The organism is Paracoccus sp. C2R09 (assembly GCF_018860625.1).
In the GTDB taxonomy this organism is placed as follows: Bacteria; Pseudomonadota; Alphaproteobacteria; order Rhodobacterales; family Rhodobacteraceae; genus Paracoccus.
Map to the genome: position 1 here is coordinate 18,873 of NZ_JAHKQB010000001.1, position 17,107 is coordinate 35,979.

Here is a 17,107-nt window from a genome sequence, read left to right on the forward strand (position 1 = left end):
GGAGACGCCCGATGCGACACAAAGACAGCCTCATTCCCTTCCTGATCGGGGCGACCAGCGCGTTGCTGATCCGCCAGATCTGGGTGGCAAGCCTTCGCACCGGTCCGCGCCGCGACCTGATCGTGCGCGATGCCGGACCCGACCAGATGCGCGATGCCCCGCAGGACTGGGATATCGTCGACGAGGAGATGGACGAGAGCTTTCCGGCCAGCGATCCGCCCGCGAATTACTGAACGGACAGGCCGGGGAACCGCACCGGGGCTGCTTGTATTGCCGCCGCGGGTGGGTCCGTCTGCGTGAATGCGGTCAGGTGCCTTCCCGCTTGTCGCCGTGTCGTGGTAGCATCCCGGGTGCGGGGGCGTCGGTATCGCCACCATGACCGGGATCGTCGATGGTCAGCGGCAGGCGGCACCGTATCGCAATGCGGCCTCGGTTGCCTCTCGGATGGCACGCAGCGGGTGGCGCACCTGCGGGGGCAGGGGCATGACCGCGCCGCGCGCGCCATATCCCCATTCGGCCATCGCCGCTGCCTGCGCGGGCGTCATCTGGCCATAGGCGTAATCGCCGTTCCCGTCGCGGACATCCTCGGCGGTGTCGCCTGTCGGCAGATCCACGAAGGCCGCCAATGCGCGGCGATGCGCATCGGGCCTTGCGACCAGATCCTCGTATCGCAGGACCATCGCGGAATGCAGGTGTTCCAGATCCTGCGCGACCTGCCGATGCGCCGCGATCCAGTGATCGATCATCGCCGCCTCGGGCATGTCCACCCATTTCGATACCGCCGCCGCCACCGCCTGGGGATGGCGGATCACCACCACGAATTGCGACAGCGGGAACAACTGCTGCAGCAGCCGCATGCGGGTCAGGTTCACGGGCGATTTCTCGACCCGCCAGTGGCCCTGATCGAACCAGGGGGCCCAATCGGTCTCGATCCGCTGGCGGGTCTCAAGGCGGTCCAGCGCGCAACCCTCGATCAGGTGCTGGGCCGGGTCGGTCGCGAAATGCATCGGACGTCCGTGCTGCGCGGTATGCGCGATGCCCCCCTGCAGGTAGACGCCCTCGTTTTCCGGCACGGGCGCGTCGCGTATCGCGGCCATTCCGGGCAGGGCCGCGATCAGCCGCGCCGTCAGCGATGTCCCCGACCGATGCAGGCCGCCCACGAAGACGTAGCGATGGGGAAATGCGTTGGCATTCATCAGGATGCTCCGGACTGATGTAAATTATATCCCCCGGGGGGGAACCGCATGCGGTGCCGGTTTCGTTATCTGCGCAGTGGGGAAACCTCCCGAAACCTACAGACCAAGGCGGAAAAGTCCATGCGAATCATGCATGTCGCACTTGGCGGCTGCCTTAAGGCGCCGCCGGTCAGCTATGGCGTGACCGAAGATACCGGCGGACATATCGCCTATGTTCTGGGGGCGGCCCGGGCGCAGGCGGGGCGTGGGGACGTGACCTCGGTCAGCATCGTGACGCGGGCCTTTTCCGATCCTCGGCTGGATCCGGTCCATGCACAAGAGGTCGAGGAGATGGGGCCGCGCTGCCGCATCCTTCGACTGCGCACAGACGACATGCGCTATCTTGCCAAGGAGGCGTTCGAGGCCGAGCTTCCGGCCCTGACGCAGGCGTTCCTGAACCTGTTGCGCGATGGCGACCTTCCCGACGTGATCCACGCGCATTTCGCCGATGCTGCCGTCCTTGCCCGCGCGGCATCGAAGGAATTCGGCATCCCGTGGGTCTATTCCAGCCATTCGCTGGCCCTGGACAAATGCCGCGCCCAGGGCGGCAATCCCGATCCCGCCATGTCGCGCCGGATCGACCGCGAGGCCGCCGCGATCCGCGAGGCCGGCGCCATCATCGCATCTTCGCGGGACGAGGCCGAATGCCAGATCCCGGCCTATGACGCGGCATCCGAAGGGCGCGTGCATCGCATCGGTCCGGGCATCACCGCGCCGCATCTTCGCGATACCGGGCCCGCACAGCGCCTGATCGCGCCCTTTCTGCGCGATCCTTCCAAGCCCATCCTGCTGGCGGTGGCACGACCCATCCGCAAGAAGAACCTTGCCGCCTTGCTGCGCGCCTATGCGGGCGATCCGGGACTGCAGGACCGCGCGAACCTGGTGGTCGTCGCGGGCCTGCGCGAAGGACTGCAGGGCGGTTGCCCCGACCAGGACGGCATCGTGACCGAGCTGTTCGACCTGGTCGATCGCCATGATCTGTGGGGCAAGGTGGCACTGCCGCGCCGGCACGACCATGACGAGGTCGCCTCGCTCTATGCCTTGGCGGCGCAGGGGGGCGTCTTCGTGAACCCGGCGCTGCACGAACCCTTCGGCCTGACCCTGATCGAGGCCGCACAATCTGACGCGCCCGTCGTCGCCACCTGCCGAGGCGGGGCCGCCGATATCGTTGCAAGCCTGAACTGCGGCGAACTGGTCGAGCCGACCGATCCCCGCGCCATCGCGGCAGCGGTCACCCGGCTGCTGGACGACCCCGAAACCCCCCGCAAGGCGCAAGAGGCCGGGCGCATCGCGCGGCGCATCTACAGCTGGGACCGGTGGGCCGATGCCGCGCAGCGCGTCTATGCCGGGTTGCGCGTCGCGGCACCTGCGATCCATCGCCCGCATGCGATGCTGGCAAGTGATATCGACGGCACACTGACCGGTTGCCGCGACGGGGCTGCTGAATTCACGGAATGGGCGCGGACGCGCGATCCGGGCATGGTTCTTGCGGTCGCCACCGGCAGATCCGTGGTCGAGGCCCGCCGCGTCCTGCGCGAATGGCACCTGCCGATGCCCGACCTGTTCATCACCTCGGTCGGGTCCGAGATCTGGCGATGGGGCCGCGACGGTGCCTTGCGCCCCTGTGGCGATTACGCGGCCATGATCGGCGGCGACTGGGATCGCGACGGGGTGCGGGCCGCGCTTGCGCCCCTTGGGCTGACGGCGCAGCCGGGGCACGACCAGCGGGCGTTCAAGCTGAGCTTCTTCGGGAATGTGCATGATCGCGACCGGATCGGCACGGCATTGAAGCGTGCCGGGCTGCGGGCGCGGGTGATCCTGTCGCATGACCGCCTGATCGACGTGCTGCCGCGAAATGCGGGCAAGGCCGCCGCCATCCGGTTCGAGGCTGCGCGGATGGGCATTCCCGCGGATAGCTGCATCGTGGCGGGCGACAGCGGCAATGACCTGGACATGCTGCAGGGCTTCGCCTCGGCCATCATCCCGGCCAATGCATCGCCCGAGGTCGCATCGGTCCGCGGCGCGTGGCGCAGCGAGCACCCCCATGCGGCCGGCGTGCTGGACGGGCTGGACCGCTTCGGCCACGGCCCCGGCATCCTGATGGCGGCGGAGTAGGGCGATGACACGTCCCATCGGATATTTCGTGCATCACCAGGGGCGCGGCCATGCTGAACGCTGCGCGGCCATCGTCAACGCGCTGCCGGAAACGCGCCCCGTCACGATCTTCTGCGCCCGCGACGACATCTTCCCGCCCCTGCGCAAGGGGGTGGAAATCCGCACCATTCCCAGCCTGTTCGAGGCCCCGGAGGCGTTTCCCGCCACCGACTGGATCGCCACGCCCGATACGCTGCATTGCGCGCCCGTCGGCTGGTCCACGATCCGACAGGCGATGGCGATCATCACCGGCTGGTTCCACGAGGCGGACCCGGCCCTGATGATCTCGGATGTCAGTGCCGAGGTGGCGCAGCTGGCCCGCATCTGTTCGGTCCCGCATGCGAAGGTGCTGCAGCACGGCGATCGCAGCGATCCGGGGCATATGGCGGCCTATCGCGGGGCGGCGGGGCTGCTGGCACCCTTCCACGCGGATCTTGCACAGGACGATTGGCCGGGCTGGATGCGCGATCTGATATTCCATGCGCCGGGTCTGGGCGTCAGGCAGGCCATCCCGGATGCCGCGCAGGCGCGCAAACGGTTGGGCGTGCCGCCGGGCAGGCAGCTTGCCGTCGTGATCTCGGGCGGGGGTGGTAATGGCTGGGCCGATGCGCCCTTCGGCGTGGCCGCGCGCACATTTCCCGAAATGGACTGGATCGTCATCGGCAAGATCCAGCGCGACTGGCATGCGACCCTGCCCGCGAACCTGCAATTCGCGGATTGGGTGGACAATCCGCTGGATTACATCGCCGCCTCGGATGTCATCGTGTCCTCGACCGGGAACACGACCTGCCAGCAGGTGCTGGCCTCGGGGCGCCCTTGGATCGCGGTGCCGGAATGGCGCTATTTCGATGAACAGGTGAAGAAGGCCGAGACGCTGGCCCGCGCGGGCGCGGCGCTGCATCTGCCATATCTGCCCGCCTCGGCGCATCGCTGGCAGGACGCGATGCGCAGCGCCATCGCGACCCACGATCCCGACACGCAGCGCCGCCTTGCGGGGCAGGGCGCGCCCGGGGCCACCGCGCGGTGGCTCGAATCCCTGATCGACCGCATCTGGCACCCCGAAGGCCAGCCGGTCCCCAACCCAGAACCCAAAGAAGGAGAGCCTGATGGCCACCGTCTCAGCCCTGACCATCGCAGCGGGTCGTTCCGAGCATCTGGCGAACGTCGTCCGGGGCTTTGACGCCCAGACCACCCCGCCGGCCGAGCTGGTGATCGCGGTCATGCAGCCTGAACCCTATGCCGACCTGCCCGAGGTGTCCTTTCCGGTTCGTCAGATCATGATCCCGGTCGCGGACGGGAACCTGCCCCTTGCGGCCGCGCGGAACACCGCCGCCCGCCAGGCGGTGGGCGACGTGCTGGTCTTCGTGGACGTGGACTGCATCCCGGCACCCGGGCTGATCGCGGAATACGCGGCGGCGGCCGAACCGGGGCAGGGGCTTTTGATGGGCGAGGTGATGTATCTGCCCGATCAGGCGGAACGGGACGGCATCGACTATGCCCTGTTCGACCGGCTGGGCGTGCGCCACTCGGACCGTCAGGCCCCCCCGCCCGAGGGCAAGCGGGAATGCAACGACTATCGCTGCTTCTGGTCGCTGAACTTCGCGATCCACCGGCAGGACTGGGACGAGGCGGGCGGCTTCGACGAAGGCTATGTCGGCTATGGCGGCGAGGATACGGATTTCGGTCGCATCCTGCACGAAAAGGGCATCGCGATCTGGTGGCTGAAGGGTGCGCGGGTCTATCACCAGTATCACCCCCATTGCATGCCGCCGATCCACCAGGTGCCCTCGGTCGTGCGGAACGCGGAATATTTCGCGTCGAAATGGGGCCACCGCACGATGGAGCATTGGCTGCATGCCTTCCGCCTGCTGGGCCTGATCGAGAACACGCCGGAAGGGCTGCGCGTGCTGCGCGAACCGAACGAACGCGACTTCGCGCTGTGCCGACAGGAACCGCACATGCCCTATGCCAATACGCGCCGGGTCCTGGACCGCATCCAGGGGATCACCGGCAAGGATCGCAACGACCCGGCCCGCGTGGCCCAGGTCGAGACCGCGCAGGCGGATCTGCTGACGGCGCGGGCGGTCTGATCATGTCGCTGCGGATCGCCGTCATCGCCCATCTTCGCCATCCCATCGCCGCCCCCTTCATGGGCGGGATGGAGGCCCATGCCTGGCATCTGGCCCGCGGTCTGCAGGACCGGGGGCACCAGGTCACGCTCTATGCGGCGGGGGACAGCGATCCGCAATTCGACCTTCGCCCGATCATCGGGCGGCATTACGACCAGGATTATCCCTGGCACGATTTCCACGGCACCGATGTGCTGAACGGTGTGCTGGACGATGCCTTTGCGCGCTGCGTGACGGCGCTGGACGATGGCGGGCACGATGTCGTCCACAACAACAGCCTGCACCGGTTTCCGCCGCGCCATGCCTTTGCCAACCGCATGCCCATGGTCACCTCGCTGCACGTCCCCCCGTTCGAGGGCCTGCGCCGCGCGGCACAGGACAGCGCTGCACCCTGGTCGCGATTTACCGTCTGTTCGCGGCAGCAGGCGGGTTTGTGGTGGCCCGCAGGCACGCCCGACGGCGCCGATATCGTGGGCAACGGCATCGATCTGCGGTTGTGGCCCTTTCGTCCCCAAGGCGATGGCAGCGCGGTCTGGGCGGGGCGGATCACGCCGACCAAGGGCACGCATCTGGCGGCGCAGGCCGCGCGCATGGCGGGTGTTCCGCTGACGATCTTCGGCGTGATCGAGCATCGCGACTATTACAACGACATGGTGCGTCCGCTTCTGGGCGGCGACATCCGGTATGGCGGGCATCTGCAGGGCGGCGATCTGGCGACCGAGATGGGCCGCGCCTCGGCCATGCTGTTCACCCCCCAATGGGAGGAACCCTTCGGCCTGGTGGCCATCGAGGGCATGGCCTGCGGATTGCCCGTGGCCAGCACCCGCATCGGGGCCACCGACGAGGTGATCGGCGATTGCGGGGCCTTCGCCGCGCCCGACGATGCCGAAGGTCTGGCCCATGCGCTGGAACAGGCGCTGCAGATCCCCCGCGAACGTCCCCGCGCACGGGTCGAGCGGCTGTTCAGCCTGGAACGCATGCTTGATCGATACGAGGAGAACTACCGCGCCGCGATGGATGCGGCGCGGTCGGGGATCAGTGCGCGGGCGTCATGAAGGGCGCGATCCGGGCCTCGATCGCGTCGATCACCGCGCGCGATCGGGCGGCATTCGCGGCCTCGGGATGGGGATTGGCGAACCGCCGCGCGTCATTGTCGTAATAGCGCCCCGAGGCCTCCGCGAATTCCTCCGACAGCGCGGCACGGACAAGGATGTCCACGCCGATATTGATGTCGTTCCCTGAAGTGCCGAACCCCTCGCGCACCATCGTCGTCGCCAGAAGCGAGCCCGGATTGACGGCGATGGACAGCGGGCCGTCGAGATGGGCCGCCGCGAAGCAGCTGCTCCAGATCGTCAGGGCCAGCTTGCTCTGGGCATAGGCCTCCATCGGCTGCAGCGGATGCCTTCCGTTCATCGCATCGATATCGACCGGGGCCTGTGCTGCCGATGACAGGTGGATCACGCGACCACCGCCGGGCATCCGGGGGGCCAGAAGCCGTGTCAGCAGGGCAGGGGCGAAGCTATTGACGACAAAGCGACGATCCAGCCCGTCCGGGGTGATCGGGTCGGGAATGCGGAACACGCCCGCATTGTTGATCAGCACATCCACGGGGTCGATCCCGCGGGCCATGGCGGCGACCTGGCCCAGATCCGACATGTCGGCCAGCGCCGTCTGGACCGAGACGCCGGTGCGACGCAGCTCCTCGGCGGTGCGGACCAGCTTGTCCCCGGACCGGCCATGGACGACAAGGTCGTGGCCGGCCTCGGCCAGGGCTTGGGCGGTCGCGCGGCCCAGCCCGTCGGTGGCTCCGGTGATCATGATGGTCATGGCATCGCTCCTTCGTGGAAATGCGGCAGCACCTCATGGGCCAGCCGGTCGAGTGTCCCGTTCGTGTCCGCGCGGTTGAAACGCAGGTTCAGCGCGACATGGTTCACGCCAGCGGCCCGAAGATCCTGCAGGTAACGCAGCAGGAACCTGTGCCCGCTGCGAAAGCCCAGATGAATGGGGCTGGGTCCTTCGTCTGGATCGGCGGCCAGATCCACATAGAGGGGTTGCAGCACCGGCTTGGCGGGCTGACCCGCCGCCTGCAGGCTGTCGCGCCAACCGGCCAGCACCTGCGCCTGCGATTGCCCCGGCCGGGGATAGGTCATCCAGCCATCGGCATTGCGCGCGATCCAGTCGGGGGACTGGCGACTGGACCCCGTGACCATCAGCGGCAGGCGTGGCCCCGTGGGTTTCGGCAGCATCTCGATCCGGCCGTCGCTGCGCCCGAAGCCGTTGTCGATGCGGGGGCCGGGCAGGCCCATCGCGCGGATATAGTCGAACGCCTCGCGGAAGGCCCGGTCGCGTGTCTCGAAGGACTTGCCCATGGCGGGAAACTCTTCGGGGCGGTCGCCCGAGGCCACGCCCAGGATCAGCCGCCCGCCCGACAGCGCATCCACGCTGGCGGCGGCCTTGGCGACATGGGCGGGATGGCGCAGGGGCAGCACGATGCTGGCCACCCCAAGCGCGATCCGCGATGTCCGCGCGGCCAGGTAGCCCAGGTAGGTGAAAGGATCGAACAGCTGCCCCGCATCCCCGAAGGACGGCACCGCGAAGGGCACGTCCCGCAGCCAAAGCGCGGCGAAACCTAGGGATTCGGCCAGGATCGCGCGATCCAGATGGCCCGTCATGTCGGGGATCGGGCCGTCGTCATAGCGGGTGATCGGCAAGACCAGCCCGACGGACAGGCGGCCTGCCTGAAAGGTTGCGTCGAAACCGCGATTGATCTGGTCGAAGGGCGTGTGGGAAAGGTCGCGCATGATCTCAGCCTTCGGAAGTGGGGGCACGAAGGAAGACGCCCGCAATCGGTCGGTGATGGCCGACAGTCCGGCGCGCCCATGCGGCCGGCGCCTGACGGACGGCCATGCGCGCCGCGTATCGCCCGCGATGACCCCCAACGCATCGCTGCGCCAGGGGGCCGTGATTCGCGGCCCGGGCATTGTCGGGCGCGGTCACGTTCAGTGCGGAACCTGCGGTCATGGAATATCCCTTCACGGTCGCGTTCAAAGGCCCGGCAGGACCTGCTTGCCGATCACGCGACCCGATTCCTGGCGGCGATGCGCCTCGGTCAGGGTCGCGGGGGTCAGGCTGGCGGCACGCTCGGTCACGGTCGATTGCAGGCGCCCGTCATCCAGCATGGCGGCCACCCGGTTCAGAAGATCCGCCTGCGCGCTCATGTCGGCGGTTTCGAACATCGAGCGGGTGAACATGAATTCCCACGATACCGTCAGCGCCTTGGGCTTGGCCGCGGCCATGTCCAGCGTTTCTGGGTCGTCGATCAGGGCGACATGCCCGCGCGGGGCGATCAGGTCGATGATGGCGGGCCAGTGCTGGTCGGTCGCGGTCAGCGCGGCCACGTAATCGGGCACCAGCCCCAGTTCGCGCAGCTGCGCGCCCAGATCGCCCCGGTGGTCGGTGACGTGATCGGCCCCCATGCGACGCACCCAGTCCTGCGTTTCGGGGCGCGAGGCCGTCGCGATGACGGTCAGCCCCGTCAGTTGCCGGGCCAGCTGGATCAGGACGGAGCCGACGCCGCCCGCACCGCCGATCACCAGCAGCGTGCGCCCTTCGGCCCCGCCCTCGGGGATGCGGAAGCTGTCGAACAGCATTTCCCATGCGGTGATCGAGGTCAGCGGAAGGCCGGCGGCCTCGGGGTGATCCAACGAGGTGGGCTTGCGTCCGACGATGCGTTCATCGACCGCGTGATATTCGGCATTGGTGCCGGGGCGCGTGACATCGCCCGCATAGAAGACCTGATCGCCGATGGCGAAGCCCGTCACCTCGGCGCCGATCTGTTCGACGGTGCCCGATGCGTCGAAGCCCAGAATGGCCGGACCATCCTCGGGGGATCGCGCCGCGCGCAGTTTCACGTCCACCGGGTTGACCGAGATGCCCTGCACCCGAACCAGCAAATCGCGCGGGCCCGGAACGGGGCGCTGGGCCGCGATCTCGCGCAGCGCGCCTTGGCCATCCAGCGGACCTGCCTTGTCATATCCGATCGCCTTCATTCGTGTCGTCCTTCCGTCGCGTTCGGGCAGTCTTGCCCTGTCATGCAGAAGATACTGTGCCGGGAGGGCGAATAAACCGGGCCGCAACTGATTTCAGAATTCGGATTTCCGGGATGGTTCGTGTCGGATATCTCCCCGAATGCGTCTGGAACAGCGCCGGGGGCGGTCCGCCTTCGCCCATGCGGTCGATGACATGACCGAAAGCCCGACGCGGGTGCGGACGGTCATTCGATCCGGTCACGGGCACGGCATCGCTGCAATGCCTCGCATCATGCCCGGGGCTGCGCGGGCAACCCGGGTCGCATCTCGGTCCCCAAGCTTGACCGGCATCAGCGGCGACGCCCCTATCTAACGCACGGAGACGAAGTGCCGAAACTGGCCTGGGGATACTGTCCAGACCCAGCTTCAAGAACCAGAGGCGGTTGGGTCGATCCCACAAGATCGGCGTGCCCCCGGTTCATCAGCCATGGCACAGGTTGGAACCTTCGCGTGAAAAGCGGGCAGCGCGGCGCGAACGAAGCGACGCAGCGTAACATCCGGGCCATAACCGAAGCCGAACGCCAGGCTGCGATACTCTCCATCCCACCGCGGTTACCGGCCTTCGCCTCAGGGGCGATAACTCTGCTGCAGATGCTTCTGATCGCCCCTACCGGCAACTTGTGATTTATTTATGCAATCGCGGCGCTTGGCACCTATTCGATGCTGTTGCGCAAGGTAGGATTGGTCGAATCCCTGATGATCGCGGTTCTGTTGTCCTTCGTCGTCATCCAGGCGGTGATCCGGGTCGATTTCCCACGCGGGATCGAGGCGCTGCTTTGGAACATAGGTGTCCGGGGGCTTTTGTTCTTCACGCTCGGCTTCGCGTTCTCCGAAACGCTCACGCGGCTCGGCAACCGCAGCGCATTGGACTGTGCCTTGGGGCTGCTGATCTGGGCGGCCGCGTATTACACGCTGAAGAACATCGACATCAGCAGGACGACGTCGCAGATGCTGCTGGGTGTGCCCGCCACATTCGGCGCCGTCTATGCGCTGCGGTATTTGATCGCTCGCCTGCCGGCGATGACGGCGCTTCTGGGAAGGCTGGGTCGTCGGTCGCTTGAGCTGTTCCTGACGCATCAGTTCTTCATCGGCGTGGCATACATCGTGCTGAAGCCGGTCCTTCCATATGTCTCGGCCCTTACCATGCTGGCTTTGACCTCGGGCGCCGTCCTGTTGCTGTCGTATCTTGCGGCATCGGTCCTGCGCAGACTGCCCGGAAACATGCTGTTTTCCGTGCCGGCGCTTGGCGGTCGAGGGAGTGAAGGCCCGCCATCCGCGGAGGTTTCATCGACCCGAACCTTCGCAGGGCCGAGGTCGGGCATTCCGAACTGAAGATCGACCTGTTCCCGCGTGGCGGCAACATCAAGCCGGCGCTGGACGTGCTGACTGCTCAGGGAGGTCTGGCCGGACGGCACTGACGATTTGGCATTGGGTAAGGGCGCGAGGCTGATCCATCACCCGGTTGCACGTTTTGGCATCGAAGATGACGGGCCGGAGCTGTCGGGGGCCGATCGACCACTAATGTGCAGCGGCTTTGCGTTTTCAACTCGCGGAAACCATTATCTGCGCATGAGAGTCCGCGGGGCCCGTCCGGTTTCCCGCGCAAGGTCCAGGGATCCCCTGCGTGTGCACCGAAACGACCCGCAAAACAGCGGTGTGGGCAACAGCGACGCGCGCGGCATCGGATTTCTATGGGGGAAGGGAATGCGGCTGATTCATCGAAGATAAATCAATACAACGCATTGCAGAATGATGGTGGCGGAGACGAAGGGATTCGAACCCTCGAGACCCTTTCGGGCCTGCACCCTTAGCAGGGGTGTGCCTTCGACCACTCGGCCACGTCTCCGTCGACCCGTATATGTAAGCTGTTCGGGGGTGACAAGAGGCGAATCAGACTGAATCGGCTGTTCCGTCGCAAAGGCCCGGGCGGGCGGGCGCGGGCCGGGTCCGAACCACCGTGGCGTCAAATCTGGAATACAAGATTTCCGCCACATCTGCTAGGCTGCAGGGATGCCCGGCATCTGGCGCTGCCCGCTTGTGCCAAATATAAGCCCGAGGGCACGAAGGGAAACGAGATCATGACAGGGATTCAGCACAGCGCCGATCGCAAGAGCAGCGTCGAGACGATCGTCGGGCAGCTGCGATCCGAGATCCTCTCGATGCGGCTGCTGCCGGGGGCGCGCATCTCCGAACAGGACGTGGCGGACCGGTTCGGCGTTTCCCGTCAGCCGGTTCGGGACGCGTTCAACCGGTTGGAGAGCATGGAGCTGATCGTGATCCGCCCCAAGCGCGCGACCGAGGTCAAACGCTTCTCGATGGCCTCGATCGAGAAGTCGCGCTTCATCCGCGCCGCGGTCGAGGAGGCCGTTCTGCGCCAGGCTGCACTGGCCTGCACGGTCGCAGACGGTTTTCTCCTGGACGCCAACATGGCGCTGCAACGCAAGGCGCTGGCCGAGAGGAACCACCCCGATTTCGCGCGCCTCGACTACGAGTTCCACCGGCTGATCTGCCAGATCGCAGGCCGCCCCTATGCCTTCGACGTGATCTGCGCCGAGAAGCAGAAGGTGGACCGGCTGTGCCTGCTGAGCCTGTCCAAGGAGGATCGGATGCAGCAGCTGATCGACGATCACCTGGCCATCGCCGACGCGATCAGGGCGCATGACGCCCAGGCCGCGGCGAAGACGGGAATGCTGCACCTGTCGCGGCTGGACGAGACGATCCGCACGATCAAGGCCACCAGCGGCGCCTATTTCGAGCCTGACGAAACCCTCCCTGAGGATGCCGCCGCGGCGATCGAAATTTAACTTGTATTCCAGTTCGGCTGCCAGCATTCTCATCTGACCGATCGCGGAAGGCGCCGGAGGAGAGGGCGTCGTCGCGATCCAAGGGAGGATAACGATGACTGTCAGAACTTTTGCATTGAACACCACGGCCGCGCTTGGCGTCGCCATGCTGGCCACGCCCGCGATGTCGCTGGACCTGCGCGGCTGGAACATCCATGTCGAGGACTATCCCGTCTCGATCGCCATGGAAGCCTTCGTCGAGGAGGTCGAGGAGAAGACCGGCGGCGAGATCACCGGCAAGGTCTTTCACAACGGCGTGCTGGGCGATCAGCCCGACGCGATCGAGCAGGTCCGCCTGGGCGTGATCGATTTCGGCGAATTCAGCCTTGGGCCGATGGGCCAGTCCGTGCCCGAGGCCAATGTCGTCTCGCTTCCGTTCATCTTTTCCAGCGTGCCGAAGATGTACGAGCTGATGGACGGCGAAGTCGGCGCGGCCATCGGCGAGGGGATGAAGGCCAAGGGCATCATGCCCCTGGGCTGGTACACGGCGGGTGCGCGGTCCTTCTATACCGCCTCGCAGCCGATCGCGGCCCCCGAGGACGTCCAGGGCCTGAAGATCCGCGTCATGAGCAACGACCTGTTCGTGGACATGGTCGAATCGATGGGCGGCAACGCCACGCCCATGGCCTTCGGCGAGGTCTATCAGTCGATCAAGACCGGCGTCGTGGACGGGGCCGAGAACAACCCGCCCAGCTATGAATCCACCGCCCATCACGAGGTCGCGAAATACCTGTCGCTGACCGAGCACCTGATCATTCCCGAATGCCTGTGCATGAGCCTGAAGACCTGGGAGAAGCTGACCCCGGAACAGCAGGATGTCGTGATGGAAGCCGGCCGCAACAGCACCGAGATGCAGCGCCAGCTGTGGGAGGAGCGCGTCGCGGCCAGCCTGGACACCGTCCGTTCGGCAGGGGGCGAGATCACCGAGGTTGCCGACAAGGCGCCCTTCCAGGAGGCGATGGCCCCCGTCTACGAGGGCTTCCTGGAGGAGAACCCCGATCTGACCGAACTGGTCGAGATGATCCGCAACGCTGAATGACGGCATCCGGCGCGGGCCTCCACCCGCGCCGGACCTTACCGGACAACCTTCATGAACCATGAAACGACGAATCCCGACGGGATCGAACGCGCCCTGGCGCGGATCCAGCAGCTGTGCATCCTCGTGGCCTCGGTTGCGCTGGTGACGCTGATCCTGACATTCGGCTGGCTGGTCTTCGGCCGCTATGTCCTGAACGCGACCCCCACCTGGGTCGAGCAGTTGGCCCTGCTGCTGATCTGCTATGTCGCCTTTCTGGGCGCGGCGGCGGGCGTGCACGAGGATACGCATATCGGCGTGACCCTGTTCCGCGACACCCTGCCCATGCCCGCGCGCAAGGGGCTGATCATCGCGGTCGATCTGTCGCTGGCGATCTTCGGGGCCGTCATGCTGATCGCGGGCATCACGCTGATGCGTTTCGGCTGGGACACGCGCCTGCCGATGCTGGACGTGCCCGAAAGCTTCCGCACTCTGGCGATCACCTCGCTCGGGGGGCTGATGATGCTGTTCGCGGGCGCCCGCGCCATCCTGCGCATCAAGCGGTTCCGCAGCTGGTCGCCGGACGATTTCATCAAGGAATACTGAACGTGGGTCTTCTCATCCTTCTGGGCGCATTCGCCTTCGGCGTGGTGGCGGGCGTTCCCGTGGCCTTCGCCATGGGCATCGCCGCCGCCTCGGCCTTCTGGTACGAAGGCTTCCCCATGCTGATCACCTTCCAGCGGGCGACGGCGGGCATTTCCGTCTTCTCGCTGCTGGCGATCCCCTTCTTCGTCTTCGCGGGCGAGATCATGCTGCATGGCGGGATCGCCCGGCGGCTGGTCAAGCTGGCATCCGCGCTGGTGGGCCATCTCAAGGGCGGGCTGGCGATGGTCAACATCTTCTCGTCCATGCTGTTCGGGGGCATTTCGGGTTCCGCCGTGGCCGACATCTCGGCGCTCGGATCGTTGCTGGTGCCGGTGATGAAGGAGCGCGGCTATCGCACCGATTTCGCGGTGAACGTCACGGTCACCTCCTCCATCGCGGGGATCGTGATCCCGCCCAGCCACAACATGATCATCTTTGCGGTCGCGGCGGGCGGCGGCATATCCGTATCCAAGCTGTTCCTGGCGGGGGTCATTCCGGGCATCCTGATGTGCCTGTCGCTGGCGGTCGCGGCATGGATCCTGTCGGTGCGCCACAACTACCCGGCCGAACCCTTCCCGGGCTGGCGCGTGGTCGGTCGTGCGGCGCTGGACGCCGTTCCGGGCCTGATGACGGCCGTGATCATCGTGGGGGGCACGCTGTCGGGCGTCTTCACCGTGACGGAATCGGGGGCATTCGGCGCGATCTATGCCGTGCTGCTGACGGCCTTCTACTATCGCAGCCTGAACTGGCAGGGCTTCTGGATCTCGGTCACGGGGGCGGTGCGGACGACGGCGATGGTGATGGTGCTGATCGCCTTCGCCAGCAGCTTCGCCTATCTGCTGGCGCTGTATCAGGTGCCGGGGCTGCTGAGCGATCTGCTGCTGTCCATCTCCGAGAACCCGCTGATCATCCTGCTGATGATCAACGTGATCCTGCTGATGCTGGGCATGATCATGGACATGGCCGCGCTGATCCTGATCTGCACGCCGATCTTCCTGCCCATCGCCAAGGATCTGGGGATGGACCCGGTGCAGTTCGGCATCATGCTGCTGATCAACTTGGGGATCGGGCTGTGCACGCCCCCCGTCGGAACCTGCCTGTTCGTGGGCTGTGCCGTGGGGCGGATCAAGCTGGAACAGGCGATGCGGTCGATCTGGCCGTTCTACCTGGCCATCTTCGTGGCGCTGATCCTCGTGACCTATGTGCCCGCGGTCTCGCTCTGGCTGCCTTCGGTGCTGGGCGACTGAGCCGACCGGGCCATCGGCTTGCCATGGGCAGGCCGATGGCCCAAGCATTCCGCCATGACCTGAGGGGGGATGCATGGATATCGAAAGCTTGCGGCAGCGGATCGTCCCGCTGCTGGACATGCCGGGGCGGCGCTTCGTCGCCATTGCCGGGGCGCCCGGATCGGGCAAGAGCACCTTGACCGAGGCATTGCGCGCAGGGTTCGAACAGACCCATCCCGGCATCGCCTCGATCCTGCCCATGGACGGCTTCCATTACGACGATGCCGTGCTGCGCGACCGGGGCAGGCTGGCACGCAAGGGTGCGCCCGACACCTTCGACGTGGGCGGGCTGGTATCGGTCATCCATCGCCTCAAGGGCCCTGAACCGGAGGTCGCCGTCCCTGTCTTCGACCGCAAGCTCGAGATCTCTCGCGGGTCGGCACGGCTGATCGGGCAGGGCGCGCGGTTGATCCTGGTCGAGGGGAACTATCTGCTGCTGGACATGGCGCCCTGGACCGCGTTGCGGGACATGTTCGATCTGACCGTGATGGTCGATGTCCCCGAGGCCGAGCTGACCCGAAGGCTGCGCCGCCGCTGGAAGCGCCACGACATTCCCGCAGATCGCATCGACGACAAGCTGGACGGCAACGACCTGCCGAACGGGCGGCTGGTGCGGGATCGCAGTCGGAACGCGGATACCGTCATTCGCTGGCAGCGCTAGGCGTCACGCGGGACGGGGCCGCAGGTGCCGCGGATCTCCAGCCGGGCGGGGACTTCGGTCACGGCGGGGGGCATGTCGGGATCGGCGATGCGTTCCAGCAGGACACGGGCCAGCTTGCGCCCCAGCTTGCGCGGGGACACGGTCATCGTCGTCAGGGGCGGCATCGCCAGCGCGGCTTCCTCGATATCGTCGAAGCCGATCACCGACATGTCGCGTCCCGGCAGCAGCCCGTCGCGGTTCAGCGCATGGCACGCCCCAAGCGCGATCATGTCGCCGTTGCAGACCACCGCCGTCACGTCGGGATGGGCCGCGCGCAATCCGCGCATCGCCTCCATCCCCGCGACGCGTCCGTCGGGCGAGGGCCAGATGACGGGCCGGCCGCCGATATCCTCGATCACGCGGCCATAGCCTGCCAATCTCTCTCGGCGGACATGCGACATGCCGGACCCGCCCATATAGGCGATCCGGCGATGGCCCAGATCGACCAGGTGGCGCGTGGCCGTGGTCGTGGCCTCGGCGTTGCGGATGCCCACGTGATCGAAGCGCTCCGAGGCCGGGCGAAGGAAGCTGACCGAGGGGATGCGATGGGCCGCCAGCAGGTCGATCGTGTCCTGCCCGGTTTCCAGCGCGGGCACCCACAGCAGGCCGCCGCGACCGTGACGGATGAACGCCTCGAGGTGGCGCCTCTGGCGTTCGGCATCGTCTTCGGCATCCAGGATGGACACGAGATACCCTTCGGCCTCCAGCACCTCGACCGCCCCGCTGACCACTTCGGCATTGAAAGGGTTGGCCAGCATGTTGATGACGAAGCCGATCTCCTTGTTCTCGCCTGACCGCATCGAGGCCGCGCGCGAATTGGGCACGTAATACAGCTTCTTGGCGGCCTGCAGGACCTTCTTGCGCGTCTGTTCCGAGATGCGTCCGGTGCCGCGCATGACCTGGCTGACGGTCGGGACCGATACGCCTGCCTCCTGTGCGACGGTTTCCAGCGTCGGTTTCTCTGCCATCTGTTCCTGCCGATATTGCTGTGTTCGTTATATCAGGTCGAACC

The 17,107-nt window shown here is 66.5% G+C and carries 16 protein-coding genes and 1 tRNA gene; 11 read left to right on the forward strand and 6 right to left on the reverse strand.

The features are described 5' to 3' along the window. Positions 1–11 precede the first annotated feature (11 nt). The gene (locus KO490_RS00075; protein WP_216017426.1) at positions 12–233 is read left to right on the forward strand and encodes a hypothetical protein; all 222 of its coding nucleotides are present in this window, start codon (positions 12–14) and stop codon (positions 231–233) included. A gap of 162 nt (positions 234–395) precedes the next feature. Here KO490_RS00075 and KO490_RS00080 read toward each other — a convergent pair whose 3' ends face one another. Next, positions 396–1,196 carry a sulfotransferase gene (locus KO490_RS00080; RefSeq protein WP_216017362.1) on the reverse strand — a complete coding sequence of 267 codons (801 nt, stop codon included), beginning with the start codon at positions 1,194–1,196 and terminating at the stop codon, positions 396–398. 120 nt (positions 1,197–1,316) lie between these two features. Between KO490_RS00080 and KO490_RS00085 the strand changes: the two genes are divergently transcribed. From KO490_RS00085 to KO490_RS00100, 4 genes are read left to right on the forward strand one after another with little or no spacing between them, the layout of a single operon-like run. Continuing rightward, positions 1,317–3,350 (forward strand): HAD-IIB family hydrolase, encoded by a 2,034-nt coding sequence (locus KO490_RS00085; RefSeq protein WP_252726911.1) that lies wholly within the window; start codon positions 1,317–1,319, stop codon positions 3,348–3,350. 4 nt (positions 3,351–3,354) lie between these two features. After that, entirely contained in the window at positions 3,355–4,569 is a 1,215-nt protein-coding gene (locus tag KO490_RS00090; protein WP_216017363.1) for a glycosyltransferase, read from the forward strand. After that, positions 4,496–5,479: a glycosyltransferase family 2 protein gene (locus KO490_RS00095; protein WP_216017364.1), complete on the forward strand. Its 984-nt coding sequence runs from the start codon at positions 4,496–4,498 to the stop codon at positions 5,477–5,479. The genes KO490_RS00090 and KO490_RS00095 overlap by 74 nt, the downstream gene beginning before the upstream one ends. Before the next feature lie 2 nt (positions 5,480–5,481). Next, the gene (locus tag KO490_RS00100; protein ID WP_252726912.1) at positions 5,482–6,573 is read left to right on the forward strand and encodes a glycosyltransferase; all 1,092 of its coding nucleotides are present in this window, start codon (positions 5,482–5,484) and stop codon (positions 6,571–6,573) included. On the opposite strand, the gene KO490_RS00105 is transcribed toward KO490_RS00100, so the two are convergent. The 3 genes from KO490_RS00105 to KO490_RS00115 all read right to left on the reverse strand — a co-directional run bounded on the left by KO490_RS00105 (position 6,554) and on the right by KO490_RS00115 (position 9,567). Continuing rightward, complete coding sequence (locus KO490_RS00105) at positions 6,554–7,345, reverse strand: SDR family NAD(P)-dependent oxidoreductase (RefSeq protein WP_216017365.1); 792 nt, start codon at positions 7,343–7,345, stop codon at positions 6,554–6,556. The genes KO490_RS00100 and KO490_RS00105 overlap by 20 nt on opposite strands. Beyond that, complete coding sequence (locus KO490_RS00110) at positions 7,342–8,319, reverse strand: LLM class oxidoreductase (RefSeq protein ID WP_216017366.1); 978 nt, start codon at positions 8,317–8,319, stop codon at positions 7,342–7,344. Before KO490_RS00110 ends, KO490_RS00105 begins: the two co-directional genes overlap by 4 nt. A 243-nt stretch (positions 8,320–8,562) precedes the next feature. After that, a complete protein-coding gene (locus KO490_RS00115; RefSeq protein ID WP_216017367.1) occupies positions 8,563–9,567 on the reverse strand; it encodes a zinc-binding alcohol dehydrogenase family protein in 1,005 nt (334 codons plus the stop codon). Between the two features lie 720 nt (positions 9,568–10,287). Between KO490_RS00115 and KO490_RS00120 the strand changes: the two genes are divergently transcribed. After that, positions 10,288–10,938: a hypothetical protein gene (locus KO490_RS00120; protein ID WP_216017368.1), complete on the forward strand. Its 651-nt coding sequence runs from the start codon at positions 10,288–10,290 to the stop codon at positions 10,936–10,938. 424 nt (positions 10,939–11,362) lie between these two features. On the opposite strand, the gene KO490_RS00125 is transcribed toward KO490_RS00120, so the two are convergent. Continuing rightward, positions 11,363–11,452, reverse strand: a tRNA-Ser gene (locus KO490_RS00125). Between the two features lie 232 nt (positions 11,453–11,684). Between KO490_RS00125 and KO490_RS00130 the strand changes: the two genes are divergently transcribed. From KO490_RS00130 to KO490_RS00150, 5 genes are all read left to right on the forward strand, one after another. Next, a complete protein-coding gene (locus KO490_RS00130; protein ID WP_216017369.1) occupies positions 11,685–12,410 on the forward strand; it encodes a GntR family transcriptional regulator in 726 nt (241 codons plus the stop codon). Between the two features lie 94 nt (positions 12,411–12,504). Further along, complete coding sequence (locus KO490_RS00135) at positions 12,505–13,488, forward strand: TRAP transporter substrate-binding protein (protein ID WP_216017370.1); 984 nt, start codon at positions 12,505–12,507, stop codon at positions 13,486–13,488. Positions 13,489–13,539: 51 nt separating this feature from the next. Continuing rightward, complete coding sequence (locus tag KO490_RS00140; RefSeq protein ID WP_216017371.1) at positions 13,540–14,070, forward strand: TRAP transporter small permease; 531 nt, start codon at positions 13,540–13,542, stop codon at positions 14,068–14,070. Positions 14,071–14,072: 2 nt separating this feature from the next. Further along, complete coding sequence (locus KO490_RS00145; RefSeq protein ID WP_216017372.1) at positions 14,073–15,356, forward strand: TRAP transporter large permease; 1,284 nt, start codon at positions 14,073–14,075, stop codon at positions 15,354–15,356. A 73-nt stretch (positions 15,357–15,429) separates the two neighbouring features. After that, positions 15,430–16,056 carry a nucleoside/nucleotide kinase family protein gene (locus tag KO490_RS00150; protein ID WP_216017373.1) on the forward strand — a complete coding sequence of 209 codons (627 nt, stop codon included), beginning with the start codon at positions 15,430–15,432 and terminating at the stop codon, positions 16,054–16,056. On the opposite strand, the gene KO490_RS00155 is transcribed toward KO490_RS00150, so the two are convergent. Continuing rightward, on the reverse strand, positions 16,053–17,063 hold the full coding sequence (locus KO490_RS00155; protein WP_216017374.1) for a LacI family DNA-binding transcriptional regulator: 1,011 nt from the start codon (positions 17,061–17,063) through the stop codon (positions 16,053–16,055). The genes KO490_RS00150 and KO490_RS00155 overlap by 4 nt on opposite strands. Between the last annotated feature and the right edge of the window lie 44 nt (positions 17,064–17,107).

Excerpts from the sequence above, each read along its gene's own strand:
- KO490_RS00075 (WP_216017426.1), top strand. The coding sequence starts at position 12 with ATGCGACACAAAGACAGCCTCATTCCCTTCCTGATCGGGGCGACCAGC.
- KO490_RS00080 (WP_216017362.1), bottom strand. The coding sequence starts at position 1,196 with ATGAATGCCAACGCATTTCCCCATCGCTACGTCTTCGTGGGCGGCCTG.
- KO490_RS00085 (WP_252726911.1), top strand. The coding sequence starts at position 1,317 with ATGCGAATCATGCATGTCGCACTTGGCGGCTGCCTTAAGGCGCCGCCG.
- KO490_RS00090 (WP_216017363.1), top strand. The coding sequence starts at position 3,355 with ATGACACGTCCCATCGGATATTTCGTGCATCACCAGGGGCGCGGCCAT.
- KO490_RS00095 (WP_216017364.1), top strand. The coding sequence starts at position 4,496 with ATGGCCACCGTCTCAGCCCTGACCATCGCAGCGGGTCGTTCCGAGCAT.
- KO490_RS00100 (WP_252726912.1), top strand. The coding sequence starts at position 5,482 with ATGTCGCTGCGGATCGCCGTCATCGCCCATCTTCGCCATCCCATCGCC.
- KO490_RS00105 (WP_216017365.1), bottom strand. The coding sequence starts at position 7,345 with ATGACCATCATGATCACCGGAGCCACCGACGGGCTGGGCCGCGCGACC.
- KO490_RS00110 (WP_216017366.1), bottom strand. The coding sequence starts at position 8,319 with ATGCGCGACCTTTCCCACACGCCCTTCGACCAGATCAATCGCGGTTTC.
- KO490_RS00115 (WP_216017367.1), bottom strand. The coding sequence starts at position 9,567 with ATGAAGGCGATCGGATATGACAAGGCAGGTCCGCTGGATGGCCAAGGC.
- KO490_RS00130 (WP_216017369.1), top strand. The coding sequence starts at position 11,685 with ATGACAGGGATTCAGCACAGCGCCGATCGCAAGAGCAGCGTCGAGACG.
- KO490_RS00135 (WP_216017370.1), top strand. The coding sequence starts at position 12,505 with ATGACTGTCAGAACTTTTGCATTGAACACCACGGCCGCGCTTGGCGTC.
- KO490_RS00140 (WP_216017371.1), top strand. The coding sequence starts at position 13,540 with ATGAACCATGAAACGACGAATCCCGACGGGATCGAACGCGCCCTGGCG.
- KO490_RS00150 (WP_216017373.1), top strand. The coding sequence starts at position 15,430 with ATGGATATCGAAAGCTTGCGGCAGCGGATCGTCCCGCTGCTGGACATG.
- KO490_RS00155 (WP_216017374.1), bottom strand. The coding sequence starts at position 17,063 with ATGGCAGAGAAACCGACGCTGGAAACCGTCGCACAGGAGGCAGGCGTA.